At 41.5% G+C, this 26,237-nt stretch carries 32 protein-coding genes and 1 pseudogene; 4 read left to right on the forward strand and 29 right to left on the reverse strand.

The genetic code is table 11. The features are described from left to right. Positions 1–44 precede the first annotated feature (44 nt). The 15 genes from GYM62_RS15010 to GYM62_RS15080 form a co-directional block, all read right to left on the reverse strand. Positions 45–833, reverse strand: a complete 789-nt coding sequence (locus tag GYM62_RS15010; RefSeq protein WP_103923814.1) for a hypothetical protein — start codon at positions 831–833, stop codon at positions 45–47. Then, entirely contained in the window at positions 830–1,492 is a 663-nt protein-coding gene (locus tag GYM62_RS15015) for a hypothetical protein (RefSeq protein WP_103923813.1), read from the reverse strand. The genes GYM62_RS15010 and GYM62_RS15015 overlap by 4 nt, the downstream gene beginning before the upstream one ends. Beyond that, positions 1,489–2,142: a hypothetical protein gene (locus tag GYM62_RS15020; RefSeq protein ID WP_103923812.1), complete on the reverse strand. Its 654-nt coding sequence runs from the start codon at positions 2,140–2,142 to the stop codon at positions 1,489–1,491. Before GYM62_RS15020 ends, GYM62_RS15015 begins: the two co-directional genes overlap by 4 nt. Beyond that, positions 2,139–2,801 carry a hypothetical protein gene (locus tag GYM62_RS15025; protein ID WP_103923811.1) on the reverse strand — a complete coding sequence of 221 codons (663 nt, stop codon included), beginning with the start codon at positions 2,799–2,801 and terminating at the stop codon, positions 2,139–2,141. Before GYM62_RS15025 ends, GYM62_RS15020 begins: the two co-directional genes overlap by 4 nt. A gap of 11 nt (positions 2,802–2,812) precedes the next feature. After that, positions 2,813–5,305, reverse strand: a complete 2,493-nt coding sequence (locus GYM62_RS15030) for a TraG family conjugative transposon ATPase (RefSeq protein ID WP_103923810.1) — start codon at positions 5,303–5,305, stop codon at positions 2,813–2,815. Positions 5,306–5,307: 2 nt separating this feature from the next. After that, a complete protein-coding gene (locus GYM62_RS15035) occupies positions 5,308–5,589 on the reverse strand; it encodes a DUF4133 domain-containing protein (protein WP_077353341.1) in 282 nt (93 codons plus the stop codon). Then, on the reverse strand, positions 5,589–5,894 hold the full coding sequence (locus tag GYM62_RS15040) for a DUF4134 domain-containing protein (protein ID WP_103923809.1): 306 nt from the start codon (positions 5,892–5,894) through the stop codon (positions 5,589–5,591). Before GYM62_RS15040 ends, GYM62_RS15035 begins: the two co-directional genes overlap by 1 nt. Positions 5,895–5,951: 57 nt before the next feature. Then, the gene (locus GYM62_RS15045) at positions 5,952–6,281 is read right to left on the reverse strand and encodes a DUF4134 family protein (RefSeq protein WP_103923808.1); all 330 of its coding nucleotides are present in this window, start codon (positions 6,279–6,281) and stop codon (positions 5,952–5,954) included. Then, positions 6,278–6,670 carry a hypothetical protein gene (locus tag GYM62_RS15050; RefSeq protein ID WP_103923807.1) on the reverse strand — a complete coding sequence of 131 codons (393 nt, stop codon included), beginning with the start codon at positions 6,668–6,670 and terminating at the stop codon, positions 6,278–6,280. Before GYM62_RS15050 ends, GYM62_RS15045 begins: the two co-directional genes overlap by 4 nt. Before the next feature lie 2 nt (positions 6,671–6,672). Then, on the reverse strand, positions 6,673–7,017 hold the full coding sequence (locus GYM62_RS15055; RefSeq protein WP_103923806.1) for a hypothetical protein: 345 nt from the start codon (positions 7,015–7,017) through the stop codon (positions 6,673–6,675). 2 nt (positions 7,018–7,019) lie between these two features. After that, positions 7,020–7,673, reverse strand: a complete 654-nt coding sequence (locus GYM62_RS15060) for a ParA family protein (RefSeq protein WP_246388494.1) — start codon at positions 7,671–7,673, stop codon at positions 7,020–7,022. Further along, positions 7,657–8,985, reverse strand: a complete 1,329-nt coding sequence (locus GYM62_RS15065) for a relaxase/mobilization nuclease domain-containing protein (RefSeq protein WP_219957031.1) — start codon at positions 8,983–8,985, stop codon at positions 7,657–7,659. The genes GYM62_RS15060 and GYM62_RS15065 overlap by 17 nt, the downstream gene beginning before the upstream one ends. After that, positions 8,982–9,347: a plasmid mobilization relaxosome protein MobC gene (locus tag GYM62_RS15070; protein WP_103923804.1), complete on the reverse strand. Its 366-nt coding sequence runs from the start codon at positions 9,345–9,347 to the stop codon at positions 8,982–8,984. Before GYM62_RS15070 ends, GYM62_RS15065 begins: the two co-directional genes overlap by 4 nt. Before the next feature lie 152 nt (positions 9,348–9,499). After that, positions 9,500–10,420, reverse strand: coding sequence for a helix-turn-helix transcriptional regulator (locus GYM62_RS21125; RefSeq protein ID WP_103923803.1), 921 nt, complete (start codon positions 10,418–10,420; stop codon positions 9,500–9,502). Continuing rightward, positions 10,417–10,986 (reverse strand): GNAT family N-acetyltransferase, encoded by a 570-nt coding sequence (locus GYM62_RS15080; protein WP_103923802.1) that lies wholly within the window; start codon positions 10,984–10,986, stop codon positions 10,417–10,419. The genes GYM62_RS21125 and GYM62_RS15080 overlap by 4 nt, the downstream gene beginning before the upstream one ends. Positions 10,987–11,040: 54 nt before the next feature. Here GYM62_RS15080 and GYM62_RS15085 point away from each other — a divergent pair, with 54 nt between their 5' ends. From GYM62_RS15085 to GYM62_RS15100, 4 genes are all read left to right on the forward strand, one after another. Further along, entirely contained in the window at positions 11,041–11,295 is a 255-nt protein-coding gene (locus GYM62_RS15085; RefSeq protein WP_219957032.1) for a hypothetical protein, read from the forward strand. A 380-nt stretch (positions 11,296–11,675) separates the two neighbouring features. Beyond that, positions 11,676–12,083 carry a helix-turn-helix domain-containing protein gene (locus tag GYM62_RS15090; protein WP_103923801.1) on the forward strand — a complete coding sequence of 136 codons (408 nt, stop codon included), beginning with the start codon at positions 11,676–11,678 and terminating at the stop codon, positions 12,081–12,083. 68 nt (positions 12,084–12,151) lie between these two features. Beyond that, positions 12,152–12,898 (forward strand): ParA family protein, encoded by a 747-nt coding sequence (locus GYM62_RS15095; RefSeq protein ID WP_103923800.1) that lies wholly within the window; start codon positions 12,152–12,154, stop codon positions 12,896–12,898. Positions 12,899–12,905: 7 nt separating this feature from the next. Further along, positions 12,906–13,175: a hypothetical protein gene (locus tag GYM62_RS15100; protein ID WP_014773269.1), complete on the forward strand. Its 270-nt coding sequence runs from the start codon at positions 12,906–12,908 to the stop codon at positions 13,173–13,175. Between the two features lie 260 nt (positions 13,176–13,435). Here GYM62_RS15100 and GYM62_RS15105 read toward each other — a convergent pair. The 14 genes and pseudogenes from GYM62_RS15105 to GYM62_RS15170 form a co-directional block, all read right to left on the reverse strand. After that, positions 13,436–14,650: pseudogene (locus GYM62_RS15105) on the reverse strand (IS256 family transposase). Positions 14,651–14,777: 127 nt separating this feature from the next. Next, the gene (locus GYM62_RS15110; RefSeq protein WP_184496415.1) at positions 14,778–15,008 is read right to left on the reverse strand and encodes an acyl carrier protein; all 231 of its coding nucleotides are present in this window, start codon (positions 15,006–15,008) and stop codon (positions 14,778–14,780) included. 10 nt (positions 15,009–15,018) lie between these two features. Then, on the reverse strand, positions 15,019–15,885 hold the full coding sequence (locus tag GYM62_RS15115; RefSeq protein ID WP_014773266.1) for a patatin-like phospholipase family protein: 867 nt from the start codon (positions 15,883–15,885) through the stop codon (positions 15,019–15,021). Positions 15,886–15,971: 86 nt separating this feature from the next. Beyond that, positions 15,972–17,342, reverse strand: a complete 1,371-nt coding sequence (locus tag GYM62_RS15120) for a TolC family protein (RefSeq protein WP_014773265.1) — start codon at positions 17,340–17,342, stop codon at positions 15,972–15,974. Positions 17,343–17,353: 11 nt separating this feature from the next. Then, positions 17,354–20,428 (reverse strand): efflux RND transporter permease subunit, encoded by a 3,075-nt coding sequence (locus GYM62_RS15125; RefSeq protein ID WP_014773264.1) that lies wholly within the window; start codon positions 20,426–20,428, stop codon positions 17,354–17,356. A gap of 4 nt (positions 20,429–20,432) precedes the next feature. Continuing rightward, a complete protein-coding gene (locus tag GYM62_RS15130; RefSeq protein WP_103923946.1) occupies positions 20,433–21,467 on the reverse strand; it encodes an efflux RND transporter periplasmic adaptor subunit in 1,035 nt (344 codons plus the stop codon). Between the two features lie 71 nt (positions 21,468–21,538). Next, the gene (locus GYM62_RS15135) at positions 21,539–22,132 is read right to left on the reverse strand and encodes a TetR/AcrR family transcriptional regulator (RefSeq protein ID WP_200820542.1); all 594 of its coding nucleotides are present in this window, start codon (positions 22,130–22,132) and stop codon (positions 21,539–21,541) included. Between the two features lie 151 nt (positions 22,133–22,283). After that, complete coding sequence (locus GYM62_RS15140) at positions 22,284–22,715, reverse strand: PaaI family thioesterase (RefSeq protein ID WP_014773261.1); 432 nt, start codon at positions 22,713–22,715, stop codon at positions 22,284–22,286. A gap of 52 nt (positions 22,716–22,767) precedes the next feature. After that, on the reverse strand, positions 22,768–23,256 hold the full coding sequence (locus tag GYM62_RS15145) for a luciferase family protein (protein WP_014773260.1): 489 nt from the start codon (positions 23,254–23,256) through the stop codon (positions 22,768–22,770). A gap of 13 nt (positions 23,257–23,269) precedes the next feature. Continuing rightward, complete coding sequence (locus GYM62_RS15150) at positions 23,270–24,151, reverse strand: dioxygenase (protein WP_014773259.1); 882 nt, start codon at positions 24,149–24,151, stop codon at positions 23,270–23,272. Positions 24,152–24,235: 84 nt separating this feature from the next. Next, positions 24,236–24,901, reverse strand: coding sequence for an NAD(P)-dependent oxidoreductase (locus tag GYM62_RS15155; RefSeq protein WP_014773258.1), 666 nt, complete (start codon positions 24,899–24,901; stop codon positions 24,236–24,238). Further along, positions 24,901–25,278, reverse strand: a complete 378-nt coding sequence (locus GYM62_RS15160; RefSeq protein WP_219957033.1) for a DoxX family protein — start codon at positions 25,276–25,278, stop codon at positions 24,901–24,903. The genes GYM62_RS15155 and GYM62_RS15160 overlap by 1 nt, the downstream gene beginning before the upstream one ends. A gap of 111 nt (positions 25,279–25,389) precedes the next feature. Next, positions 25,390–25,875: a hypothetical protein gene (locus GYM62_RS15165; protein WP_014773256.1), complete on the reverse strand. Its 486-nt coding sequence runs from the start codon at positions 25,873–25,875 to the stop codon at positions 25,390–25,392. After that, complete coding sequence (locus GYM62_RS15170; RefSeq protein WP_014773255.1) at positions 25,847–26,200, reverse strand: nuclear transport factor 2 family protein; 354 nt, start codon at positions 26,198–26,200, stop codon at positions 25,847–25,849. Before GYM62_RS15170 ends, GYM62_RS15165 begins: the two co-directional genes overlap by 29 nt. Positions 26,201–26,237: the final 37 nt, after the last annotated feature.

Here is a 26,237-nt window from a genome sequence, read left to right on the forward strand (position 1 = left end):
ATGGAATGCCCTAGATAGCCATAACCATGCGTGATGAGCCTTTCTCATGGGCATTTTAGGACTTGGGTTTGGTTAGCAATTTTCTTGGCTCTATCCTCCTCGCTTTTTGGATTTGAAAGGGTAATCTCTCCGCTGATTTTCCGCTGGTTCAGCTTTCGGAAGGCAAGCATATTGGAAGACATGTCCAGCTTGTATTGCCACTTTTTAAGGATATCTCTCATTTCAAGCATGATTCTGTGATACATCAGAATCCGTTGTCCTCTTTCCATATCCAGGCTCTTTGCAAATTCATATCGCTCCGAAAGCGAAGCCATGTTGTTTAAGTACCATTGGTAAGCCCCATGATCAGTCATGTAATGGATTACTTCCGCAGGAACACCCTGAAAAGCAGTGGCTTCAGGATTTTCCAGAGGCCTGAGCTCTCGCTTATAGTAGAATTGATAAAGAGGATCTGTCGCTGAAAAAGCTCCTGAAATGCGAGCCATTTCAGCCGTTGCCAAGTTTTTGACCGTATCTGAGTGCTGCTTGTAGTAGTTAGAAGAAATCTGCATGGCCGCTGCCAATCCCAGCCTTTGAGTCTGTTCTCCCCTTGGAGATAATGGCCTTCGGTCCAGATCCGGGTAATTGGGGTGCAAGCCCCAGGTGATATACCAAATCGGATTCGTTGGGATTCCGAGCAGTCTATTGGGTTCAGGATAGAATTTATCCTCATCCCACTGCTTATAGACCATCCGTTCCTGCTGAGCGACAATCGCTTTATCATGGATTGGAGTCTGTCCGTAGCTGTGAATACAAACAGAAAAAAGGATCAAAAATGAGAGAGTCGGCTTCATCGGGTAAGGATTTTCTGTTTGATGATGATTTCATTGATCAATCCTAAATCACGATTGATATAGGCTTGGTAAGGATTGAGGGATCGGATTATCCCATTGGTCTTGGCCCAGTAGATGCTGTTTTTTGCAGCTAGTACCAAAGCAAGAATTACCTGTAATTCCTCCTGTACCGAATCAAGAAGCTCGTCCCGGACATTGTAATTCATCAGTAGATTATCGCCCTCTTTGAGAATAAGTGATGAAACTTCCGTAGCCAGGTTGAGACTTCTGGTTTTTGCCTGGCCCGTGTACTCTTCGACAAAAAGAAAAAGGATGGGATTATCGCCAGCCAACTGGAATGCCTCTGCGGAAATGGAACTGATATCCAAGACAGTCTCAGCTATCATCCTTACCTGTATTGCATCCTTGAACCCTTCATTGATTTGGGTGAGGGAGTTGACAATCATGGTTTGAACCAGTGCCAGGCTGGATGAATTGAGAATGATATCATCAGTGTTTTGCCTGATGATATCCAAAGTTTGGTGATACCCTATTTCACTGACATTTCGTACAGCAGCGTTGGCATTGACTATCGAAAAATGCTCTTTGTCAAATACCACGGTCTGGGGATAAGATTCAACAGCCACGAAACACATGAAAAGAAAAAGGAGATTTTTCATCGGATTAGGGTTTTGGCGTTTTGAATGATTTCTTCTACCAAGGCCATTTCCGTTGCTACATACTGTAGGTAAGGATTGATTCCTCTCTTCCTTTCGAGATAGTGCTGAAGTGATTTGGAAACGGTGTAGGAAAGTCCGTTGATCTCCCTCAGCTCGTCCAGAATATGTTGGAAAAGGATTCTTCTTTCCGAAACTTTCATCTGGTTGACCACTCCGATACTTGCCGAAAGGCCAAAGAGATAATTCAAAAGTGAATAGGATCTTTCGACGAAAACCCGTTCCGACTCTACCGCAAAAAGTACTAATTCCGGATTTTGGCTACAGTAGAAAACGATTTGCTGCTGGTTATCAATAATGGAATTGACCAAGGGCTCAGCCGCAGCACCAATTCCAAAAGCATCGATGACAATGGAGAGTTTGGCAAATCGGTCCTGGACGGCTCGGTATTTCTCCTTTACAGACTTGACCAAATTGGTATTGACCTCCTCGTTGACCGAGTTCCTTCCCTGATTTCCTTTTGCCTCTTTTTGAAGGTTATATTCAGACTTGGATTCCTCGACTAGCTGGTGGAGAAGGGCCACATTGGTTTGAGCAAAACTCATCCCAAGGGTTGCCAAAAAAACGAAGGGTAAAAGCCAAAAAGATTTCATGGTTGGAGGGTTTTGGCTTTTCTGGCTATATCCTGCGCAAGCTGGATATCTACGTTGATGTACCCTTGAAAAGGATTTAGAGCCCTCACAAATCCTTTCATCTGAGCAAAATACATGGCTCGATACATGCCATAAGAGTAGGATCGCAGGATGACCATCTCAGTCAAAATCTGATTGATCAGTTTTGACCGCTCACCTGCATCCATGAGATTGTTTTCTCCTCCCTTCAACACAAATGAACTGACCTCCAAGGCCAAAGAAGTTGCCCTTTGCTGAAATAGGGTAGCATTCCGTTCGGCAAACAGGAGTAAAGCGGGATTCTCTCCGGCTAAGTCCATCACCTGGCTAAGGTCACTTGAAATCCCGGTGGCTATTCGAGCGATTTCCTGCACATTGGAAAGGTTGGTCAAAATCGAACTGACCTCAGAAAGTCCCTTGTAGATTTTGTCCTGCATCGTATTGACAATGGTCAGGTTTCCGGTAATCGCCAGCTGTCCCCGTTCAATCAAAGTCAATCGTTCATTAGTGGCATTCAGCTGAGAATTGATGACCGCAGAATGTGCCGCCGTTGCTCCTGCTACCGCTGGATCCACATAGATAGTTTGCCCTAAGGCAGATCCCGAGAGGATCAGAAATACCAGTATGTTCAAGCTTTTCATCTTTGTAATGGTTAAAAAGTGGCAGTTAGTGTTTCTCTTACCGGGGCCCCTTGCTTGTTGACCTCTCCAAAAAACTCATGGAGTGAAAGCTCAGAAGCCTTAAAATCCTCGACAAAAGCGTCCAGTCCCATTTGGTACCCTCTAAAGGCTTGGATATAGATTTCGATGGCTGATTTTTCTGGCTTTTCCGTGGTATAGGTCAGGTATTGGTACAAGGAAACTTCCACCCCATACACCTCACCGGCAGATCCTCTTCGGATATATACTTCCTTGAATCTTCCCCTGCCCTCATGATTATCCAGCTGATTGATCGTGAAGATCTTTTTCCTTTCATTTTCATTGATGGAAAGCAGGGAGGCGATTTGAGAATAATTGTCTTTGAATTTTGTCTGATCCAAAAGACAGATCGTATCCGAATTATTGATAATACTGTCTTTGACTACCGCATTTCCGATGATATCTCCCAGCTCTTGGGTTACCACTATGGCTTCCCCCCAGAATTTTCGGACTGTTTTATAGAGGTATAGAATGTAGCCTGCCATGAGCGGGGAGGCTATGGCCTTCCAAGCTTCTTCGATGATGAGTGCCTTCCGGTATTTGGTTCGGAACCTCATTTTCTGGATGAAAACATCCATGATAATGAGTGTCACAATCGGGAAAAGCACCTTGTGCTCTTTGATGCTGTCAATTTCAAAAACCACAAAAGATTCGGTAAACAAGGACTGGTCAACTTCCTCATTGAGTAGGTTTTCAAACTCACCTCCCTTGTAAAACTTCTTGAGTACAAAGCGGAATTCTTCAAGTTCAAATCCAATGCTTTCACGCTCTTTGATTTCTGGGATTTTCTCCAGGGCGAATTCATAAAAGCTGTTGAAGCAAAGCCGATCGATAGTGCTTTCCTTGGAGAAAAAAGAGGAATAGTAGGCCGAGATCGTATTGGAAATAACATCGGCTTCAACCTGAGAGACTGTTCCTTCCGCTGTCTTCCACAAGAGGGAAATCAGGGTCAGGAGATAGTCTTTCTTCTCGATGTTGTACTCTTCTTCAGTAATGGAAAAAGGGTTGGTGGTTATTGGCTTTTCCTCGGTGTAAGTGATGTATTTCCCTTGGTAGTATTGGCAAAGTCCGGAATACGAGTGGCCGGTATCGACAATGACTACATCCATCAGCCACTTAGGATTGGGCCGCTTATTCCACATGCAATACTGCTCGATCAGGGCATTCATAAAGAATGATTTCCCCGAACCGGAAGGCCCCAGTACAAACTTGTTTCGATTGTTGATCCGATTGGTTTGCATCGGCAAATCAGCGGGATCAATCTTCAAAGGGATTCCCTGTCGATCCGTAAATCGGATTTGGAATCCACTTATCTCATCCTTGTTCAGTGACTCCTTCAAGAAAAAACATAATGCAGCATCCGATGTGGTCAGGAAGTAATCGTAAACTTTCAACTCAGCGGTATTGCAGGGAAGCAGTGTCCTGAAAAGCTCCAGTTGGTTATAGGAATTTTTATTGGCCACAATGCCCTGTTGGAAAAGGGAGGATTCCACATAATTACAAGCTCCTTGGATGTGCTCCTTCTTGGCAGAAACAACCACATTGAAGTGGCAATTGACCAAAAGCTGGTTATGTCTGGCCACGTCTTCCAATAGCCTGTCGATATCTTCCACACAGATATTATTGGCTGGATCGGGTATCCCGGAATGCCGCTTTCGCTTCAATTCAAGCTTGGTAAGCGTTGATCTCTGCTCAATAATTTCAATGACCTGGTTATAAACTATGGTTTGGAAATTAGGGACATCGAAAAGGAAGGCCATATTATCAACAGGAAACCCTTTGAGGCTATCCTTATCGTTACGCTCCAAATGGGTGGTCACCTTTTCCGGTAGTTCTACTTTGTCGGTATCTACCAAAGTGATCGACCGAAAAGCTCTTTCTCCGCTTTCCACTTGGCTTTCTTCAGCAAGCAGGTTGTCCAGCACAATCTTTTCCTCGTGGAAGTTCATGCTGAGAATCCGTTTCACATATCGGTCAGTCTCAATTCTTGAGAGTGCCTCTGTCTTGATTCCTGCACGTTCAAAAAGGTCGGTCACCTTTCCCAGTGTCTGAATAAAGTCCATTACTGACTTTTGACTGTATCTGCCTTTTACCCGTTTGGTAATCACCAAAAATGTCTTCATTGAAGTATAGGGCCGCCCCTGGAAATGGTCATCATACTTTTGCTGTAGGTATTCTTTTGAGGATTTTTCGCTGTAGGTCTTTCTGGAAAAAATGTCCTGCTTTTGGATCAGATGCCCTTCACCAAGTATTTTGATCAGGTTGGTGTATAGCTGATGAAAGGAATCGTACTTGGAAGAATCCGCTGAATATTGCAGGACAGGATTGTCCAATCCAAGGATGACACCATAGTCACCCTTCAGATTGAATAGACAATGAAAACCATGGATCTGATCTTCAATCCCCAGATAGGGAAGCTTAAATTCATTCCTTTTTTTCCCAAACATGATTACTTTGATTTTAAGGATGTAGCGATCTGAAATACCCCTTTATACCTTGTTTTGCTATGCAGGCCTTTTTTCTGTTGCTGAGAGGTGATGAAAAGTCCGGTAGTCATGACTGATAGGGTAATCACCCCACCTAAAACCATACTGGTTAAGCTTCCGATTAATCCTCCTGAGACGACCGCGATAACTAAAGAAGCGACTCCCCATCCGATGTATTTTCCCTGAAAGCCCCGATATATAAGAGGCTTCTGAAGCCCCTTATATATCGGAAATTGCTTAGCCATCAGACACCGAAAAACGCTTTGATGATCACACTGACCAAGACCAAAAACAGGCAGGAGCCGCCCCATCCCATCAATTCTTTATTGATGTCTTGATCACCGGAATTCCATTTGATGTAAACTCTTACGCCTCCTATCAGCCCTACTACCGCCCCAATAACAAGACAGAGACTGGCTACGGGATCCACATAGGCGAGTAGAGACGATTCTGCTGCGACAATTCCCTGAACACCTTGGGCTCTGGCGGCTGTAGTTGCAAGCATCACAAACAATGCGCTTGAGATCATTTTTTTGGTTCTGTTGAACATGGTGTTTATAGTTTAAGTGAGAAAATATTGACTGTTGATTTTGCTTTTTTTGGGGTGTCAAATCAGTGGGACAGCATACAGTCCGCTGAGAAAAAAGCCAATAGTGGCCAAGAATAGGCAGGCTCCGAACCAACTGATGACCTGAACATCGATCTGATGTCTTCCCATTTGCCAGTTGTTGTAAACCCGAAGACCGCCAAGCAATCCTGAGACTGCGCCCACGACAAATGAGAGTCTGGAAATAGCGACATAGAAACTTTTCATATCGGTCTCGACCTCCTGAAATTTTGAAACTCCCGGAGGGGATTGGCCATAAGTCTCCGATCCCGACAAAAAGAATAAGAGGGAAAGGAGAGCACATAGGAATAGCCGATGAAGGAGCTTCATGAGAACACGACTTTCTTTTTCATTTCAATACTGCCTTCCTTGGCGAGTACAAAGAGGGAATTGAGCGTAGTCACCCCTCCTGTAGATTTGACTGGGCTGGGATCATTGATTTCAAATTCGATATCTTCTGAATCCTCCTCGCTGTTGACCCATACTTCCGTCTGGGAAGCAGATTCTGTCTTGGGCTTCACAGGATCAGGCACCGGGTCATTATCCTCAATCACCGTTGGACTTTCATCAAACTCATTGAGGTCCGTCTGGAATGTGTAGGCATTCCCTGCCGACACTTCTGAAAGTTGTGGTTTGCGCAAAACATCGAAGACGACATTTACCGCATAGTACACCACATAGAAAAGGGATAGGTATAGAAAGAAGTCTGTCCAGCTCATGGCTATAGTTTTTGTATGGATTGTTTGATTTCATTGACCAGTTCTGGATTATTTTCCAGAAAGTCCCAGCACAGGAAATTCACGAAGGAGGTCACGTCCACTCCAAAAGTGGGACTGATTAGCTTCAGTACTTCCTCCGTTCGAGCGTCCATCCGAATCAGCCTTTTGGAATCTCCGTTTACTTCAAAATTCTTGATGGCCTCTATCAGCTCATGGATTCCTTGGCTTCCGATCTTGTCAGTCTCATTACTTTTAGACTTTACCAAAGGCTTTACCTCAGGTTCAGGCAATACCAATTCTGACCTTACTCCTTGGACAAGTTTGCTTATGTAGTCCCCGTTTGCCATGGCTAATCTGCTTCTATATGGTCATCAAATAATTTGTTGAAAATGGGATCCAGGATAGGCACAAGCGATTCCGGAGTGTAGGAGGTAGTGAGTCTTTGGAAGTCTATCCGATCCGATACCGGGGAGGTCAATTCACCAAACTGGCCAAGTGCCTGATTGACGCTCTCCAAGGTTTCGTATTTGACTGATGTTTTGACTCTGTTGGGGATTAGGATAATCCGGCTTTCAGGATTCACCTTTTTGACCACGTAGCAAAATTCAAACGTGCTGGTGACGCTGTATTCATCGTAGCAAAAAGGGCAGATGATCAATTCAGACTCCTTGAGTACCGGCACCAGGTTGTCGTCATCCATTCTCCCAGCAAGATCAATCACGGTGAGAATTTTAGGATCTTGAGCAGCTCTTTTCTGGATAGACTTGAATCCTGGAATATTCGATAGCTCAACTTCATACAACTTCTCATTTTCTAAGAGGTCCGAATTGAGATACTTGTTGTAAAGTGACTGTTGAAAGTCCATATCAAAGACTTTCACCTTTCTTTTCCTTTTCTGGACGGCAAAATTTGAAAACAGCACCGCGAGCGTACTTTTTCCCACTCCACCTTTTTGGTTTGCGAATAGAATGATCATGGCTATCTTTTTATCTAGTGATTTCATTGTCTCCCTTGCGCTTTTTGCTTCTTTTCCTACCGTGCACAGCTTCATCATCGATGTCATTGGCGATTTGGAGTACAAGAACCAGGTCAAAAATCTCTTGACTCTGTATGGCTCTATGGGCTTCGCTATCTTGGAAGTATTGACTTAATGCCAGCTGCTGCTCGGCAGAAAGAATGTCACTGGCAGCGATATCTCCTTGGGCTGTTTTCAGGTAAGAATTCCCATCTCTATTCTCCAACTTCAAAGCGTGGTGTTCCAAGCCTTGCCGAACTGTCGAGAAATCATTGAGAGCAGATTGGAGCCTTACTTTTGCCTCGATCAAATCGATCGGCTTATCCTTGTTCGGTTTCTGGGATTGATAGGATTTACGTTCACCTTCCTGTTCAAAAAATCGCTGGATTGGGAATACTTCAATGCCTTTAAAAATGATCTTATTGGCATGGTCAATCAGGGAATAACCATAAGGCCTTTTTCCATCTTTGCCATGGAATACGAGCTGAACCCCAAATTTATCCCGTATAAAATCACCTAGATCCGATCGATACCCGGTTTGGTTTCCTTTTTTACCGCCGGGTTTAGGTTCAAATAGACAAGTGAGCTTAGTTTGGTAGACCTTGGAATATCTATCCAAAATCGCTTTCAGCTGTTTGGCTCGATCCTTATCCAACTGATAGGACTGAAGCTTTTGGTTAAATGCTGAAACAGGAATCTGACCTTTCACTGAACCGTACTTGATCAATTCGATCTGCTCGCCCTTTTCCCGCACTTTGAATCCCAAATTTTCCAGAAACAGGAATCCTTGGGCTTTGGTACTGAAGCGAAACTCCATCAAACTATCCGCAGCCTTCACTGCTTCATGCTTGGGATTGAGTCTCATTATCTCATTGAGTGCTTCCTGTGCCCTGAGCTTTTCAAAAGAATCACTGATCTTTTTGCCTTGTCGGTCGATCCTCGACGACACAATGTGGACGTGGTTATTTGCAGTGTCTTTGTGAAAAACGATCAAGAAGGGATTATCTCCATAGCCCATTTTATCAATCCACTCATGGGCAATATCCGTCAGCTCTTCTTTGGAATACTCCCTTCCTTTGCAGCTGATCATGGCATGAAACTGCTTGTCCTTGACTAGGGTATTTCTATTCGAATGAGCTATCAGGAAATTTTTTACCTCATTTGGGCCCACATCCTTGGTGTCCTGCAAATACCCAAAATTCCGGAGCCTAGTCAGCTCTCCCTTTTCATTTTGGGTTTTGTTCGTGTTGTAGGTCACCCCATTAAATGAACTTGCGCTGGAAAGGATTTTAACTCTCATTTGATTGCCTGATAAATCTGTTTCAAAAACTTGTTCATGAAGTCCCTATGCTCAAGATGCTTGGCCATCTGTTTGGTGTGATTCAGAAAAATCTCCGGGGAAATTTTGTCTCGATACGTATTGGCATGCTTGGCCAACTGGTTGATATTATTGTTAACCCTAGCCTGTTCGGCAACCACCTTATCAATTGCATTTAGGATTCCCTTGGTGTCAATGATCTTGATCGTTTCAGAGCTAAGCTTCATTCTGATCAAGTGACTCAAAGACACACCAAGGGACCTACTTTCCTCCTTCAATCGGGTAAAAACATCCGGCTTTAACCTGACAGATACCCAAGAGAGATTTTCTCTTTTCTCCTTCATGGCTACATGTTGATGGGGGTAAAGAATTGGATTCTCTAGGCGAAAAAAAATACCTAGAACTGCGTAAATGCGATAAATAGGCATATCTGCGTATAGAAAATCGCCTATACGCAGATATGCTTAATCAATGGGTTCGTCCCTTAAAATCTGTTTTATGAATAGGAGTTTAGGGCGTTGATCAGCTCAACTCGGTTTTTGCTGTCCGCCTTTTTAAAAATCGTCTGAAGGTGTTTGTTGACTGTTCTTTCTGAAATAAAAAGTACTTCTGCGATTTCTTTGCTAGTAAGTCCTTGGGCTACTTTCTCAACCACTTCGCACTCTCGCTTGGTAAAGCCCAATTCAGCACATCGTTGGCCGAAAAAAGTACTGGGATCAATCGGTGGCCTCTGGTCGGTATCATTGATTTTTGCAAATACCTTTCTGTTTTCGAAGATCATCTTTCGGATAAACAAAAAAGTAATGATGATAAAGCCACCATTTGTGCAAATTACTTCCACAAATTGGGAAGCATCGACATAGCTAAAAACTGGCAGCAATACCCAAGGCACCGCCGCAGAATAAGTCAAAATTGCTTCCAGTGAATTTTGAGACCCCTCAAATTTCTTTCTAATACTCAGAAAAATGATCACGATCAGATAAATCGCATAAACCAAAGGGATCGCCAATCCATACCAAATGGTTGCGGGAAGATCACCCAGTAATGGAAGCCCAATACAAAAGAAAAGCAGGAATGGAGCTATTAAGAATATCCAGACCCCAATTCGCGCATTCCACCTCAAATCATCCAGTTCGAAAACCCGATAAAAATAGTATGGAAAATATGCTCCCATTACAAACCCGGTTCCATAAGCCAAGTTGATCTGAAGATTCAATGAAATAGGGAGCTCTGGATCTGGGAACAAGCCACCTGCAATATTGTAGATGATCAACAATCCCAAAAGGATCAAATAGTATTGTCGATTCTTTTCAGCAGGATTTTGGAGATATAAAACCAACTGAGAAACAAAAAATAGCACCTCGCACACGACAAAAATAAATGTCGCCAGATGCATGTCAGTTCCAAACACTGTCATAGCAAATCCTTTTTGTAGAAGTAAAATGGAAAACCAAATTCATCGGAAGATGCATAAACTGAGAATCCGAAATTCTCATACCATCTGAAATTTCGCTCGGTGGAAGTTTCCAGGCAGACAGGTAGGTTCTTTTTCTTCGCCAACTCGAGTACAGATTTGAGAAGCATAGATCCTTCTCCTTTACCTTGGTTCTCTGGCTCTACACCGATAAACCAAACGTAAAGAAATGGCTCATTTGGTTGGACCCTTTCGATGCTTGATTCCCTTTTGAGCACCTTCGAAATTTTTGAAATTCCAATTCCCTGGAGAGCCAGTTTTAAGTCCCAAATCCATAGATTAAAAGACTTTCGCTTTCGGTTAGAATACTTGATCAAGACGCATGATTTTCCACTTTCGGAGATATACACCTCTCCGTTTTCCAGACAGTTTGCCAAACTGTACTCCATCAAAATTCTCCTGGAAGTGGCCGAATTACCAACCACAAAATCAACCGATTTATTGCCTTCAAAAGAATTCACTAAAATAGTAATGACTTTTTCTCGATCCTGTTCAATGAATTTTCTCATGGTTCAGTCAATTTAAATTTTACCGAGTTGCGAGGTTAAATCCCTCCATTTTGAATGATTCAGCAAAGAAACATCGGAATGGCAAGTGCGTGTTTGGGAGAAAAATTCGGCAGAATTTGTGTCACAAATACACAACTTGCAAGGAACACGCAAAAGGTTCCTCAACACGCTCTTTCAATTTTACATGCTGAAAAAAGCAAAGATATTTCTTCAACATTCCTCAAACCCACCACTTTCCCGCGAGGAAAAAAAGGTGCTAAAATTCATGGCCTGAGATTAAATCAAGCCCATTTTTCAAAACCAGAATGATGCTTTTATCACTTGAAAAAAGACATCGAAATATTCCTATATCTGTACATATCTATATATAGATATACAGATATGTATATATTCAGAAAACCAATAATTGCCTCACAAAATACATTTGTATGTATATATTTGCCTTAGAGGATCAAGTTATGATCTGCAAAACAGAAAAAGGACTATATTCAATTTCACAGATAACACTTTCTTGATTTAGGCTCTGAACTTAAGATATCAACTAATGAAAAGGTCTGGAAGATCATCCCAATCGAACAATCCGAAAAGACCAACGGATAATTCCTTTTGAATATATCTATTTTTAAAAATATATGGTTTTGCTATATTATTAAAAAAATTTATCGTTTAAAAATAAGAATCACTCATAAATGACTGAAAATCAACGCCTAAAAATCATCCGGAAATTCTTAAAAGAAACCCAAGCAGATTTCGGGGCTTCTTTGGGCTTGACTCAGGCAGGATATTCAGACATAGAACGAGGCAAGAACAACGTTTCTGGAAAGATTAAGATCCTCCTAAAGCGAGAACATAACATCAACCTAAGTTGGTTAGCTACGGGTGAGGGAGAAATGTTTATTACCACCATCGAGGATAGTGAAATGGACTCGGACAAACTAGGGAGCGAGCAAAACTTTTTTGACCGGCTCCAAGCAGAAATCGAAAGACTTCAAAATGAAGTGAAACGCCTAGCTGCTGAGAATAACTCATACAGTGAATTGGTGCGATCAAAGAACCTGATCATCGAGAACTTGGAAACCAGAATTAATCAAAAGTAAATACATATTTATATAAATACTTTTTTATGGAAAAATGTTTTCATATCTTTAGTTAAAACCAAAGAGCCATGAAAACAATCTCCATCATGAATCACAAGGGAGGAACTGGTAAAACCACCTCCTCCATAAACATCGGTGCTGGGCTTGCCAAAAAAGGTTTCAAAGTTTTGTTGTTGGATATCGATTCCCAAGCAAACCTGACTGAGGGACTGGGAAAAGGTGATCCTGAATTATCTGTTTATGATTCCATTCGGGAGAATAAAAAGTTACCGATCCTTAATGTCTCCGAAAACCTGGACTTGGTTCCCTCCTCCATCGATCTGTTGGGAGCTGAAATGGAGATTGTATCCAAAATTGGAAGAGAGCAAATCCTCCATAAACTCCTAAAGCCTATCCGCTCAGAATACGACTACATCATCATTGACTGCCCTCCTTCGGTTGGGTTATTGACCGTCAATGCCATGGTAGCGAGTGACACCATTTTGCTACCATTACAAGGAGAGTACTTTGCTTACAAAGGAGTGGACCGGCTTTTGGGCATAGTGAAAGAAGTCCGGGACAACCTAAACGATAAATTGGAAATCGGTGGAGTGTTTATTACCCAAATCAACCCAAACCGAATCCTGACCAAAACCATTGTGGAGAAACTCACCGAGGATCTCCAGGATAAAGTGTTCGACACCAAAATCCGAATCAACGTAGCATTGGCCGAAGCACAGCTGCAGGGACAAAGCATATTTGACTATGCACCAGACTCGAACGGAGCTAAGGATTATGAACTGCTGGTCGATGAAATTTTAAGCAAGTTAAACTGATAAAAATATGGCGAAGAAACTGAACGATCCTAGCAAGGGAAACAAAAACCTTGGCGCAAAACAAAGAGGTCTCGGAATGCTGATCAACCCTGAATCTGAGATACAACAAAAAGAAAAATCATCAAGCAAAGAGTTTGACACAGAAGATGTGAAAATCTACTCACTCCGGATTCCAACTGATATGTTCGATAAGTTAAAATATGAGATAGGTAGGGAAACCAAGGCTTCAATGAGAGATATGATTCTGACGGCGGTTGCTAAGCATTATGGGATTTAGGAAAAGGTTACTCCTTTTTGCACAATTAAAGCCACCTGAAAGGATGGCTTTGTTTCTTATGAAAGACTTTACGTTTTGCTTGATTTTAATACGGTTTTTTGAACAAAGACACGCACATGTAAAAAATTAATTTGTAGAAAAAGGCTAATCAAGCACTTCAGCCCTAATTACGTTTATACAATGTGGGAGGGGAGTGTTAGCCGAACTCTGTCCTTCCCTTCTCTTGGGGTAACCCAAGAGAAGGGAACTAAATAATTATTTTATTCCGCGTCCAAAACTAACCTCCCCTCAAATCTAATGGCAAACTGTTGGACTGTCAACCCCCAGTTATGGATAGGGGCCGTCCATTTCCGTTCGATCCTCTTTGCAGCAAGATACACCAGTTTCAGCAGTGCCATATCACTTGTGAAAGCCCCTTTTATTTTGGTGACTTTCCTAACCTGCCGGTGATAGCCTTCAACCGCGTTGGTGGTATAAATGATCTTTCTGTTGGGTTTGGTATAGGCAAAATAGGCACTAAGACGTTCCCAGTTGCTGTTCCATGAACGGACCACCACAGGGTATTTCTTCCCCCACTTTTCTTCCAGGTCCAACAGGGCAGACTCTGCCCCGTCTTTGGTATCTGCCCCATAGATAAGTTTCAGGTCAGCGGCAAGCTCCTTCTGCTCCTTACTAGCTACATACTTCAGGCTGTTGCGGATCTGGTGGACGATACAGAGCTGTACCTCAGCCTTAGGGAAAATAGAATGGATTGCTTCAGGGAATCCCGTCAGGTTATCTGTACAGGCGATCAGGATATCCTTTACCCCACGGTGCTGCAGGTCACTTAGGACCTGGAGCCAGAAGTTGGCCCCCTCACTTTCAGAAAGAAACATGCCCAACAGCTCTTTCTTCCCTTATTTGTTGATACCCAAAACATTGTACAGGGCCTTATGCCTCACCTTACCATCTTCCCGCACCTTGAAGTGCATCGCATCAAGCCATACGATACAATATACATCCTCTAAAGGACGGCTCTGCCATTCTTTCACCTTTGGGACCACCCGGTCTGTAATCCCGCTGATCACTTCGGTGGAGACCTCTGTATATACATCTCCCGGATATGGGCTGATATATCCCACATACTGCCTCCCATGCCATACAGGGCGGATCTGGTCTTCCAGACTGTCGGCTAATATGCGCTGCCTTTTTTTCACTATTTTAGGCTCAAAGCCACTTTTTCGGTCCTGTGGGGTCTCGATCGTTACTTCTCCCAGGTTACTCTTGACAATCTTGTTGCCCGTGCCGTTTCGCTTGTTGCCCGATGACCAACCATTTTCTTCATCCCGAAGATGCTCTTCCATCTCTGCGTGGAGCGCCTCTTCCAAAAACTCTTTGAGTATCGGCGCTAAGGCTCCGTCCTTTCGGAACAGGTTGTCACCTGATAAAAACTGTTTTAATACTTTTTTCTTGAATGCTGATTCTTGTTCTTTCATACTGCTCTATCTTAAAATTCAAAGCTTTAGACAGAGTTAAGATTACACACTCGATCGATAGAAATTCCATTATCGGATTTTCATACATTTTGTATTTCTTTTGTGCACTCATGTCAATGTGTTTTAATTATTTAATCAATTTTTCTATAATATAAGCTGGAACCTGGGCTGAATACGCATCTTCATCATTAAGTTGATTTTTGGTAACAAGTTCCAACTCGAAGATTAGCCCTAATACAAAAACCTTATCCATTTTTAGGTCTTGATAGAAGTTGTCATATTTTCTTTTTCCCAATAAATTGATCCCATAGAGATGAAAAACATGAATAATTTTACGGAGTTTAGAATAGCTTCCCATCTCTTAATAATTATAATATTCTATACTTTGTTATTTGTTCACTGGCAACCATTTCCCCTATTTTTATCAGTTCATCTGCTTTATGAAAGTCGAAGGTATTGGCCGAATCATTAGGGATATTGATTAAGATATCCGGTTTGTACCTTTCAATATGCTGCCTGGCAATTTTATGTATCATAGCAGCAGTGGTTGTGGTTAACATAGAATAATAACCTAAACTTCCTTTATCTCCTGATGAAACCAGTTTGGCCATATTTTTCATGAGGCCATTAAGCTGGTTATCGTTCGAATTGTTATTTGGCAAAACATTTTTGTTTAATTCATTTTTTTTATCTCCGTATAGATTTACCACAACAAGAATGTAATCCTGTTTACGTTCTACATACTCAATGGGAACCGGATTTAACACCCCCCCGTCTACCAGCAATAAGTTCTTATACATAACCGGTATAAAAACGGTTGGAATTGCTACCGATGCCCGAATGGCCTCATAAAAACTACCCGATTTAAAAATCATTTCGCGTTCGTTCAGCAGATCAGTAGCTACAGCCGCAAAAGGAATACGCATCTCCTCAATGTTCATGTCGGGGATAATTGTTTTCATTTTGTCAAATACTTTATCCCCTTTCAGTAACCCGGAGGTTGACAAAGCAAAATCCAAAAGTCCCCAGATTACCTGTCGGTTTATTGTTTTTACCCAATCGGTGTATTCGGGTAATTTACCCATCGCGTGGAGTCCGCCAATAACAGCGCCTATAGAAGATCCCGAAATAGAGGATATTTCAAACCCTTGTTTCTCCAATTCATTAATAGCACCAATATGAGCCAGCCCTCTTGAGCCGCCACTTGATAATACTAATGATACTTTCCTTTTCATCTTTTAAAATTCATTCATTAATTTCTATTCTATCATTTAATCCAGATGGTTAGCCATTTCTACTTTTGAGTACAAATAGCATTGCTTTAACGCATGTTCTTAACCTCTCTACTGGTACCGGTAACTTGTAAATAGGTTGATATTGCCAGTTGATATTGAGTTTTGGCTTCAATCAATTTATCAGCAGTTTCTGTTTGCAGTGCTTGTGCTTCCAGTAAGTCCGAAAGGGTGACAACACCACTGTTATAACTGGTCTGCATTACTTTCAGATTCTCATCGGTTTGCTTTACAGTTTCTTCCATCATTATAATTTGACGATAAGATTCGTTTACATCAGTCCAGGCTTTTTCCATCTGAAGCTTTAATAAACCTTTGGTATCATTGAAAGTGTTCTCGGCAATTTGTTCCTTGATTTTATGTTCCTTGATGGCGTGCGAGCCTCCCCACCAATCGGAAATGGGTATAGACACTGTGCCATAAACCAAACCATTGGTAGTAGTATTAGTTCCTTCGTAATAGCTGTTGAAGGAATAACCAGCAGCACCTACAGCTAACTGAGGCATATAATCGCCCCTTTTCATTTTAGTTTGTAACTGCTCTGCTTTTACCGATTGCTGCAACAACTGATATTCTGCCCGGTTTGGTAATGCAGCTTCGATATCGGTGTAATAAGTGTTTGGCAATTGTATGTTTTGCAAATCTTCCTGCAATACCAGCGCTGAGTCATACACTATACCGATGGTTTGACAGAACTGCCTAATCGCTAACTGCTTGCCGCTTTGCAGTTTGCTTTTATTGGTTCTAAGTTCACTTTGCTTTATCTGTACTTTCAACGCATCGTTTTTAATAATTAACCCTGATTTGAAGGCATCCTTTACTTGCTTGCTTACATCGTTTAACAACGCTTCATATTGTGCGATGGTCTTTTCTTTTTCCTGAAGCACTACAATCTGCCAGTATTGTTGTTCTGTTTTTAATAGCGTTTCATTTAAACTTAATTGTTGTTGCTTCTCTTTTACGTCAACTCCCAATTGGGCGAGTTTATTTCCGTTGCTGATTTTTCCACCAACAAAAATGGGTTGGGTTATATTGAGTAATCCAACCGTTGCTCTATCTAAAAGCTGGAGGTTTAAACCTGGAAAATAAGCAAACTCTGTTGCCGTTGCGAGGTTAGCCGGATTGCCGTCATATACCGGCAAATTTCCTCCCGGCATATTGAATTTAATGATGGGGTCCATCGCACGCATAGCAAATGCTGTTGCACTTACTTTAGGAAAGTAGTTGGTAAAAGCATTTTTCTTTACCTCCTGAGCCATCTCCATTTCCAATGCACTGTTTTTAATGTGTACATTATTTTTAATCGCCAAGTCTTTACTTTCTTGTAGGCTCAGCGTTGTCTGGCTGTATCCTTCTGTTATGAGAAATAAAGTGGCAGCTATGATAATTATCTTTTTCATTCTAAAGAATTTTAAGCAATTGATTTCTTAAGTGATTGATGATACATCACAGGCAGCACATACAAGGTAAGTATCATGGATATCAGCAGTCCAAAGCAAACTACAGCACCTAAAGGCCCCCAAAGAGATGAGCCACTTACAATCATCGGCACCACGCCAACGGCAGCCGCAAAAGAAGTGAGAAATATGGGGCGCATTCTACGCTTACCGGCAGCCACCGCTGCTTCCGCCAATAACATTCCGTTCTTGTTGCGGAGCTCTTCAGCATAATCAATCAGGATAATGCCATTGCGCACGACGATACCCATAAGGCTCATTATTCCGAGGAAGGAGGTAAGCCCAAAAGGATAACCGGTAAGTACTAAACCCATAGCCGCACCCAGAAAACTTAAAGGCATGGTCAGCATCACTAAAAAGACTAATCTCGATCGCTTAAACTGGAAAAGCAAAATAAAATAAATCAACATTACGCCTGCCAGCATGGCTTTGCTCAGCGGTGTATAATTTTCCAATTCACTTTCCTCCTCACCGCCATACGTGAGTTGAACATCGGAACCTGTTTTTATTTTTTTGAGTTCCGGCTTTAGTTCAGCTAATATTTTATAAGGTAGCACCCCTCTTTTTACATCCGCTCGCACCGTAATAGTTCGTACACCGTTCCTGCGGATAATTTGCCCTTCGCTCCAGTCGGTGGTTATGGTAGTTACCTGTCGCACAGGAACTGTGGCACTCAAAAACAGGGATGTTACATTTTGATTTTCGATATCATCAAAACCATCTCTTTTATCGATTGGATTAATGACCTTCACATCTACCGGATAATCTCCTTCCCAAACTGTACCTATAGGTATCCCAGAGAAACCAGATGCTATTGAAGAGGCGATTAGTCCTCGGGTCAACCCTAACCGGTTGGCGAGTTCATCATTCACATCTACACGCACACCCTGCCTTTTATTAAGATAATCCGTACGCGCCCATATAACAGCATCGTTTTGTTGCATTATACTTTTTACATTTTCAGCGATGGCTTTTATGGAATCAATGTTGTTACCGGAAATCCGTACTTCAATCGGAGCGGTTGTGCTCAGCATATCCAATTGTTTCATGCGCACATAGGCATTTGGAAAAATATTGCGTTTTGCTTCATATTCATCCAATATTGCCACGGCATCGTCGGCTGTTATGGTATTGACTACCAACTGCGCATAATTTTTTGATGGGAAATTAGGTGCGTAGGTAGTGTGGAAACGTGGTGAGCTGGTACCCATGAAGGAGGCTACATTAACCACCCGACTATCACTCATGAGCAATACCTCCATACTATCGGCAACAGCAACTGTTTGGGCAAGTGTGTATCCTTCCGGTAGATAAATTTCTACGGCAAACTGATTCCTCTCCACTTTTGGAAATAACTGTCGTGGCAACAGTGCCATGATTGCTCCGCCTAATAAAATGGAGAGTAAGCCTACCAGCATGGTCAGCTTTGGTCCTCTGAAGGCACTTTCGAGTGTGCTATTATAAAACTGTTGCACCCAATCGAGTAGTGACTTCTTATCGGCTTTTGCTTCTTCCGCTTCTCCTTTCCTGACTCCTTTTTTGATAAATACATAGCTCATGTAAGGAACCAGAAAGTAGGCCACCAGCATAGACGTAAACAAGGCCACACCAATGGTAACAGGCAGAGAACCAACAAAATCACCGGTCATTCCAGATAAGAAAAATACCAAAGGAACATAGGTAGCGATAATGGCAAGGGTAGCAGAAAATACCGGAACAAAAAGTTCTGTCGCACTTTTCCAGGCAGCATCCCAGGGCGTTTCGCCATGATCTAATTTTTCTACATGACTATCAATAACAACAATGGCATTATCCACCACCATGCCTAATACAACGATTAATCCTGCAAGCGAAACGGTGTGTAGTTCAACACCTAATAAATATAAAATGCCTACGGTTATAAAAATGGTAATGGGGATCGTTACGCCGGCAACCGCAGCTACCCGTAAAGGCAATAACAACATCGTAACGATGATCACAGCGATAATAGCAATGAAAAATTCTTTCAGGAAATGAATAATGGAACGATCTACGGCTGTTGGCATATCAGCAATCTTATCCAGATTTACATCAGAAGAAATTTTAGTCCGGATGGAAGCGAGGGATTGATCCACCTGTTTCCCAAAATCAACAATGTTGTTGCCAGGTTGCATTTCCAATGACACCAGCAAGCTTTTTGCCCCATTGTTTTTTATGAAAGAGTCAGGTTCCTTATATTTTCTAACTACAGTAGCAATATCTTTCATCCGGATGATGTTACCAGCAGGATCGGCATACACGATTTGGTTTTTAATGTCTTCTTCCGATTTGAAATTTGCTGGAATATGTATCGGTGTAATCAATTCTGAATTATTGAGTTCGCCACCGTAATACACAGCACCCTCCAATTGCATGGCGGCAAGCACCGTAATAGGACGCACACCGTAATAAGCCAGTTTAGCATTATCCAGATAAATGGCTATCTGTTCCTGTTGAATTCCGTAGTGTTTTACTTTAGAAACGGCCTTTATTTTTCGCAATTCCGTTTCGATAATTTTCAATTCTTTCTCCAGCTCTTTATAGGTTTTGCTTTCTGATTGTATGGTAAGTAGCAAAGCGGCTGTATCGCCAAAATCATTGTTGGCAATCAGCGCAAGTACCTGCGGTGGCAACTGTAATTTTAATTCGCTGAGGCCGAATTTTATTTTATCCCAAAAGCCATCAGGGTCTTTTACGTTGTTGTTTACTTCCACAAACACAACCAACATTCCTTCTCTGGATATGGAATACGTTTTCTCCCGGTTTACTTCTTTAAAACCGTAAAGAAAACTTTCCACTTTGGTGGCTAATTGGTCTTCCACCTGTTCGGAAGTAGCCCCCGGAAATACACCGATGATCAATCCCTGTCGAATGATGAACTCAGGAAATTCATTTCGGGGCATTACCCAAAGAGAAAATATACCAAACAACACCAACAGACTTGTTATGGTAATGGCTATTTGCTTATACCTCATAGCCAATTCTATGACATTAAACTTATGTGTCGTCATGATGCTATTTTATAATGTTTACCTGTGAGCCCTGGCGAAGTTTGTCTTGCCCTGCCACAATGATTTTATCACCTTCTTTCAAATTTCCGCTGACCAGAATTTTTTGGTCGATTAAAGCAATGGTTTTCACCGCTCGCTTTTGAGCCGTGTTATTTTCTATCACATATACAAACTGCGTCCCTTGTAAATCCTGCTGCATTGCTTTGTTAGAGATAAGAACACCGGTCGCCTTGTTTTGGGTTGCAAAGTTGACTGTACAAACCATACCCGGCTTAATGGCTAAATCAGAATTGTCAACTTCAAGTCTTACCGGATAGGAGTGTGAAAATATATCAGCCGAAACACCAATTTCTCTTACAATACCGGTGATTGTTTTAGAGATAGCTCCAACAGTAATGATGGCCTGATCTCCCTTTTTGAACGAACTGATCTCATCTTCTGGTACGGGAATTTTTACATATACTTTACTGATGTCGAATAATTCAAAAACTGTAATATTTGGAAATACATTCTCTCCCTCCTGAATCGATTTTTTACCTATCACACCCGCTGTAAAAGCATATAGTTTTGTATCGTCAAGTCCTTTTTTTGCAATGGCTGTAGCCGATTTTGCCTGACTTAATCCTGTTTCTACCTCCACCCATTTTATTTCAGACAGGGTACCATTTTCATGCATCGGCATTAACCGGTTATACGCATCCTGTGCCTGTTGTAATTTTTGAAATGCCATCTGGTAGGTGTTCTCCATAGTCGATGGATTTAGTTGTGCCAGCAACTGGCCTTTGTTTACCTGCTGTCCTTCTTCTACTGCTATTTTCGAAACGGTTCCCGGCACCGAGAAACTGAGTGGTGTATTTTTCTTTGGCACCACAACCCCGGAATACCCAACTGTATGGCTTCCTTTAAATTGAATTACTTCTTCTGTTTTAACATTAAGGGAAATGTGCTTCGCACTTTCCGATGATGTATTCTCTCCTGACGAGCATCCGGCCAGGATAACGGAAAACCAAAGAGCGATGTGCAGTTTATTGACTTTCATATTCATTGTTAGTTCTATTAATTACAATTAGACTATTTTAGTTTTTTGGTCGATAATGGGTTAAAAAAAAATTACCTCGCTATGATTCCATAAAAAAGCACGTTCAGCAATCCTTCAAACCGATTTTCTGTTTTTGCATAATTGTTTTTAATGAATAAAGGATATTCTAAACCCTTCAGTGCTGTGACCAGGGCAAAGGCGGTGAGGTTGATGTCTTCTATTTTAAAATCACCTTCTTCAACACCCGTCTTCAATATTCCTTTGATGGTGTTAACCTCTTCGGTGTCATACTTCACTCTGACATTTTCAATGAAACTGTAATGCTCCAGATATTCATCTTTTAAAGCACTGTATAGATTGGTTAATTTGTTAATAACTTTCATTCTTGTTAAAACATAAGCCCGTATTTTTTTTTCAGAGGTAGTTTCTGCATTGATTGCTTTTGCTATGGCAGCACTTAACACATCCGATTCCTTTTCAACGATTGCCTTGAAAATATCTTCTTTGCTTTTGAAGTAATGATAGATGGAACTTTTGCCTTTTCTTGAAGCATGAGCTATTTCATCCATTGTGGTTTTCTTAAAACCATATCTGGCAAAGATGGTTTTAGCGGAATTTAGGATGACCTCACTTACATCGTCTTTAATGTCCATTGTTGTTTCCATTGTTTCTTCCCAAACTATTTATCGACCAAATTAGTTTTTTGGTCGAGTGCAAAGATATACATTTTTTTTAAACCCACTCTTTTAAGAATTCTTTCGGTTGGGGAGTTTAGCTCAAACAAGCTGATTTTTGCATAAATTTGAGCGGCTCATGTTAAGATTCACTCCTTAATGCGCTATACACACATCTTGCGAGGGCGACCGGTTCTTTATTATCGGGCTGAAACAATTCTACATCAACCTTAATGATTGTCTTCCCTTGTTTAATTATTCGTGCTTTTGCTTGTACATCCGCCTTAACGGCTGCATGTAAATAATCAATGCGCATATCAATGGTGTTCAGCCTGTCATTGGGTGAATGTAAAGCCGTTGCCCCGGCCACTCCTCCGGCAGTATCGGCAATGGCGGCCAGAATACCTCCATGCCAGCGGCCTTGTATAAAATCACCAATAAACTCTTCTTTGAATGGAACATGAATATGAACCGAGCCTGCTGTAATCTCAACTATTTTTAAACCGAGTATTTTGTTAGCAGGCATCATGTTTTCGATGGCGTGCTTCAATATTTGAAAATCATTTTCGTGCATGGTTAATTTTTTTTTAGTAGAATTTATTTTTACTGACCCAAACTTCGCCTCATTAATCGCTTATTTCACCTATTGCAAATTGGTAGGAGCGAAAAATAATTTTTTTAATCTCATCGGCCTCCTCTTCGTTTCTGGGCGCGTAAACCATTATGAAGTTTGGCGGCAACCATCCTTTATGCACTACAGGATGCAATTCGCCCCAACCCAGTTCAATTACTTTTTTTACATCACGCTGCGGGAGGCCTAAGTGCATACTGCCATCCGGAGCAGGATGAAAATGCGCAAATTCCGTTTCAACCATAAAAGCATTACAATGTGTGCACATTTTTTCTTCTGACATACACATGGCCTGTGCTCCGGGTACAGAGATTTTGCTATACTCCTTTGAAATATCAGGAAGCGAGAATGCCCAACCAATGAGTTCATCCACCAGCTTTCTGTCTTTTGGTTGTTGATCCAATTGCATGTGAGGATTGCTCGGTGTGGTAGTTGGTTTGGCTCCTGTTCTTTTTGGAAGCTCAAAATCATAATGTAAGGTCATGTTATACTATTGTTTAATGGGTTGATTCAATGATGAAACTACGGTCGCTAAATGCAGGCAAAAGACTTTCATAGGTGTGCTCTATAGTATCGTTGGTATTCAGCATAGCCATAGAATAAATTAGCGGCACATAATGATCGGGAGTCGGGGCAGCCATTTTTCCAAATTTTGTTTTTTCATAATTCATCAAACTTTTTATGTCGCGGTCCACCACTCTCTGTTTTATCCATTCATCAAATTCCTTATCCCATCCATACAAGGTTTTATCGCCTTTGAAAAGTCTGGAACTTGCCAATTGAAGATTATGAACAACGGAACCGCTGCCGATAATCAAAACACCCTTCGTTCTTAATTTCTTCAGTTGAACTGCTAACTCATAGTGGTATTGAGGAGATTGATAATAATCAATGCTCATCTGAAAAACCGGTACATTGGCATCTGGGAAAAGATGACGAAGCATGGGCCAATTGCCATGATCGAAACCCCATTCGGTTGTAGTTCTAATTGCAGGGATGGCTTCTGCTACATTTTTGGCAAATTCCGGAGCACCTGGAGCCATGTATTTTATAGTGTAATATTCGGGAGGGAAACCGTAAAAATCGTAAATCGTTTCCGGCCACGGAGAAACATTTACGTATGTGCCTTTGGTACACCAGTGTGCTGATACTACCAATATGGCTTTAATTTCTTTTGGATATTTTTTTCGTAAGTCAACACCTAAATCAAAAAGATAAGTTAAAAAAGGATTCGCTTTATGAGGAAGGTGTATGTCCATTGGGTTTCCGTGCGAAGTAAAAAGAACCGGAAGGGTTACTTCCTGTTCGGGTAAGCCGGTTATCGAATTGGCCCAGCTCTTTACATTTGAAGTCCCAAAACCTATTGTTGCTGCTCCCATTATTTTTATAAAGTCTGATCGGTTCATTTTACAATTCAAAAGGGAATTTAAATCGGACGCACGTTACTCCGCTACCGGATAAAGTCATTCTGATGAAATAGAAAGTTCTTGCTGGTAATACTTTTCATCATCAACAATGTCCAGCATAAAGCGGGCAACATCTTTTCGGCTGATGGTCATGTTTAGTTTTTTATCGCCTTTAATGCTTACCCGAACTTGCTTCTGCTTTTCACTGCTGCTAAGGCCAACCGGTCGAACAGATGTCCATTTCAGTCCGCTTGTACGAAGTACTCTTTCCTGATCTTCATGACCTGCGTAGGCTACACCAACGTTGGTCTTTTTGATAAGAAATTTAAATATCCAATTTGTTTCTTTGTAGCTATCGCCTGTTCCCCAGGCTGAAACAGTTATCACCCGCTTTACACCGTTTTCATTCATTGCGAAAATTATATTTTTCATACTTGTATACAATAAATCAAGTGGCGAAGTCACTTTTGCCCAAGGCAGGTCAGATTTCCTTCCAATGTTGAGCGCAACAAAGATGGCATGTGTTTCCTTGATAACTTTCCTCACATCATCTATACGCATAGGATTTCCTTCAATGACTTGTAGATTGGGATTTGCAAGTTTGATTTTTTGTTTGTCGCGAACCAATGCTTTTACAACCCAACCTTTTTCCAGGGCTTGTTTTACAATTTCAATTCCAGTTCGGCCATTGGCGCCTAATACGGCTATTGCTTTTATGTCCATTATTTTTTCGTAAAACTTGCCAGCATTTCGGGATTGCGCAGGTAATTACCAATCCAGATCACAGTCAAAATAATGGCAGGCATTATAAACGATTCCTCATGTTGTAGATGAGTGGCAATGGCTCCACCAAAGTGGGCGGTTAACAAAAGAAACCCAAGGGAGGATGTTCTGGGAATAATAAATAAAATGATGAAAATCAATTCGCCAATTCCTATAAACGTGAGGTTATCAATCAATCCCCATTTAGTGAAATTAGTTACCAATTCTTCAGCGTGTGTCAGTTTCATGGTGGCGCTCATAATAACCAACACACCCACTAGTCCAATTATCACCCATGCGGCAATTTTTCTTGTTTTACTCTTTGTTTGCTTTTCCATGATGGTTTTGTTTACTAAATGAATTTCATTTCCATAAATTCTATACTTAAGCATGATGCTCAAGCAAGAACTGCCAAGTAGTTCACTTACCTGGTTTATATCCGATCAAAATCAGGGCAGGAGATAAACGATTACAGTAATAATCAATCCTGTACCAAAAGCATAGGCAAGCAATTGCCAGGCTCTTGCTCTGTCTTTCACCCTGAATTCTTTTTGATCGATGGTATCTGTTTTCCCCACCTCTCCTAAATTGAACATGTGCCCAAATCCGAAATACACGCAGAACTTATTGTACGCCTGTATGAATCCTGTTGCTCCCATTACTGCCGGAATGAAAACTACAAGTCGCATCCAGTGAGGTGCACTGAACCATAATAAGAGAGAAATGGTAATTACCGTTAGTACCAACCCTGTCCATCCACTTGCTTTTCGCCTTTTGATTTCCTCTCTCCCCATATTGCAGGTTCCGGGAATATATTTTTCATTGGAAGGGTTGCTTCCATTATTTTCATTAAACGATGACATAAAGGCAATGGCTTGATCGAGTGAAATTGCTCTTGTTTTGATTTTAGTTAGTTGAATAATAAAAACGTTCATGAATAATTTGGCCGTCCTTCCATTTTTGCACGGCCACCTGGCACATTTTCATGCGGGGCGCGCCTTTGTAGGTGACATCAAATTCCCATTCTACCATAGTCACATTGTCGCCCACGGCAACTGCTTTTACTTCTGCTCCGTGAAACGTTTCAATCATCTGCATCCCTTGAATTTCCCTTTCCCTGTTGGCTGATTTGCCAACCATTGGGGGTTTGGAGTTTTCCTGCATTACTACATCTTCATGATAATACTTTTCAAAAGCATCCATTTGTTTGCCCGACAGCATTAGCTTGATTAGGTCTTCGATTTTTTCTTTGATGTTCATGGTTTGATATTTTTTCGTGTATAAATAAATTCGGTTT

The organism is Algoriphagus sp. NBT04N3, assembly GCF_019443765.1.
Taxonomy (GTDB): domain Bacteria; phylum Bacteroidota; class Bacteroidia; order Cytophagales; family Cyclobacteriaceae; genus Algoriphagus; species Algoriphagus ornithinivorans.

Coding starts and splice junctions, on each gene's coding strand:
- GYM62_RS15010 (WP_103923814.1), bottom strand. CDS start 833: ATGAAGCCGACTCTCTCATTTTTGATCCTTTTTTCTGTTTGTATTCAC.
- GYM62_RS15015 (WP_103923813.1), bottom strand. CDS start 1,492: ATGAAAAATCTCCTTTTTCTTTTCATGTGTTTCGTGGCTGTTGAATCT.
- GYM62_RS15020 (WP_103923812.1), bottom strand. CDS start 2,142: ATGAAATCTTTTTGGCTTTTACCCTTCGTTTTTTTGGCAACCCTTGGG.
- GYM62_RS15025 (WP_103923811.1), bottom strand. CDS start 2,801: ATGAAAAGCTTGAACATACTGGTATTTCTGATCCTCTCGGGATCTGCC.
- GYM62_RS15030 (WP_103923810.1), bottom strand. CDS start 5,305: ATGTTTGGGAAAAAAAGGAATGAATTTAAGCTTCCCTATCTGGGGATT.
- GYM62_RS15035 (WP_077353341.1), bottom strand. CDS start 5,589: ATGGCTAAGCAATTTCCGATATATAAGGGGCTTCAGAAGCCTCTTATA.
- GYM62_RS15040 (WP_103923809.1), bottom strand. CDS start 5,894: ATGTTCAACAGAACCAAAAAAATGATCTCAAGCGCATTGTTTGTGATG.
- GYM62_RS15045 (WP_103923808.1), bottom strand. CDS start 6,281: ATGAAGCTCCTTCATCGGCTATTCCTATGTGCTCTCCTTTCCCTCTTA.
- GYM62_RS15050 (WP_103923807.1), bottom strand. CDS start 6,670: ATGAGCTGGACAGACTTCTTTCTATACCTATCCCTTTTCTATGTGGTG.
- GYM62_RS15055 (WP_103923806.1), bottom strand. CDS start 7,017: ATGGCAAACGGGGACTACATAAGCAAACTTGTCCAAGGAGTAAGGTCA.
- GYM62_RS15060 (WP_246388494.1), bottom strand. CDS start 7,673: ATGAAATCACTAGATAAAAAGATAGCCATGATCATTCTATTCGCAAAC.
- GYM62_RS15065 (WP_219957031.1), bottom strand. CDS start 8,985: ATGAGAGTTAAAATCCTTTCCAGCGCAAGTTCATTTAATGGGGTGACC.
- GYM62_RS15070 (WP_103923804.1), bottom strand. CDS start 9,347: ATGAAGGAGAAAAGAGAAAATCTCTCTTGGGTATCTGTCAGGTTAAAG.
- GYM62_RS21125 (WP_103923803.1), bottom strand. CDS start 10,420: ATGACAGTGTTTGGAACTGACATGCATCTGGCGACATTTATTTTTGTC.
- GYM62_RS15080 (WP_103923802.1), bottom strand. CDS start 10,986: ATGAGAAAATTCATTGAACAGGATCGAGAAAAAGTCATTACTATTTTA.
- GYM62_RS15085 (WP_219957032.1), top strand. CDS start 11,041: ATGATTCAGCAAAGAAACATCGGAATGGCAAGTGCGTGTTTGGGAGAA.
- GYM62_RS15090 (WP_103923801.1), top strand. CDS start 11,676: ATGACTGAAAATCAACGCCTAAAAATCATCCGGAAATTCTTAAAAGAA.
- GYM62_RS15095 (WP_103923800.1), top strand. CDS start 12,152: ATGAAAACAATCTCCATCATGAATCACAAGGGAGGAACTGGTAAAACC.
- GYM62_RS15100 (WP_014773269.1), top strand. CDS start 12,906: ATGGCGAAGAAACTGAACGATCCTAGCAAGGGAAACAAAAACCTTGGC.
- GYM62_RS15110 (WP_184496415.1), bottom strand. CDS start 15,008: ATGGGAAGCTATTCTAAACTCCGTAAAATTATTCATGTTTTTCATCTC.
- GYM62_RS15115 (WP_014773266.1), bottom strand. CDS start 15,885: ATGAAAAGGAAAGTATCATTAGTATTATCAAGTGGCGGCTCAAGAGGG.
- GYM62_RS15120 (WP_014773265.1), bottom strand. CDS start 17,342: ATGAAAAAGATAATTATCATAGCTGCCACTTTATTTCTCATAACAGAA.
- GYM62_RS15125 (WP_014773264.1), bottom strand. CDS start 20,428: ATGACGACACATAAGTTTAATGTCATAGAATTGGCTATGAGGTATAAG.
- GYM62_RS15130 (WP_103923946.1), bottom strand. CDS start 21,467: ATGAAAGTCAATAAACTGCACATCGCTCTTTGGTTTTCCGTTATCCTG.
- GYM62_RS15135 (WP_200820542.1), bottom strand. CDS start 22,132: ATGGAAACAACAATGGACATTAAAGACGATGTAAGTGAGGTCATCCTA.
- GYM62_RS15140 (WP_014773261.1), bottom strand. CDS start 22,715: ATGCACGAAAATGATTTTCAAATATTGAAGCACGCCATCGAAAACATG.
- GYM62_RS15145 (WP_014773260.1), bottom strand. CDS start 23,256: ATGACCTTACATTATGATTTTGAGCTTCCAAAAAGAACAGGAGCCAAA.
- GYM62_RS15150 (WP_014773259.1), bottom strand. CDS start 24,151: ATGGGAGCAGCAACAATAGGTTTTGGGACTTCAAATGTAAAGAGCTGG.
- GYM62_RS15155 (WP_014773258.1), bottom strand. CDS start 24,901: ATGGACATAAAAGCAATAGCCGTATTAGGCGCCAATGGCCGAACTGGA.
- GYM62_RS15160 (WP_219957033.1), bottom strand. CDS start 25,278: ATGGAAAAGCAAACAAAGAGTAAAACAAGAAAAATTGCCGCATGGGTG.
- GYM62_RS15165 (WP_014773256.1), bottom strand. CDS start 25,875: ATGAACGTTTTTATTATTCAACTAACTAAAATCAAAACAAGAGCAATT.
- GYM62_RS15170 (WP_014773255.1), bottom strand. CDS start 26,200: ATGAACATCAAAGAAAAAATCGAAGACCTAATCAAGCTAATGCTGTCG.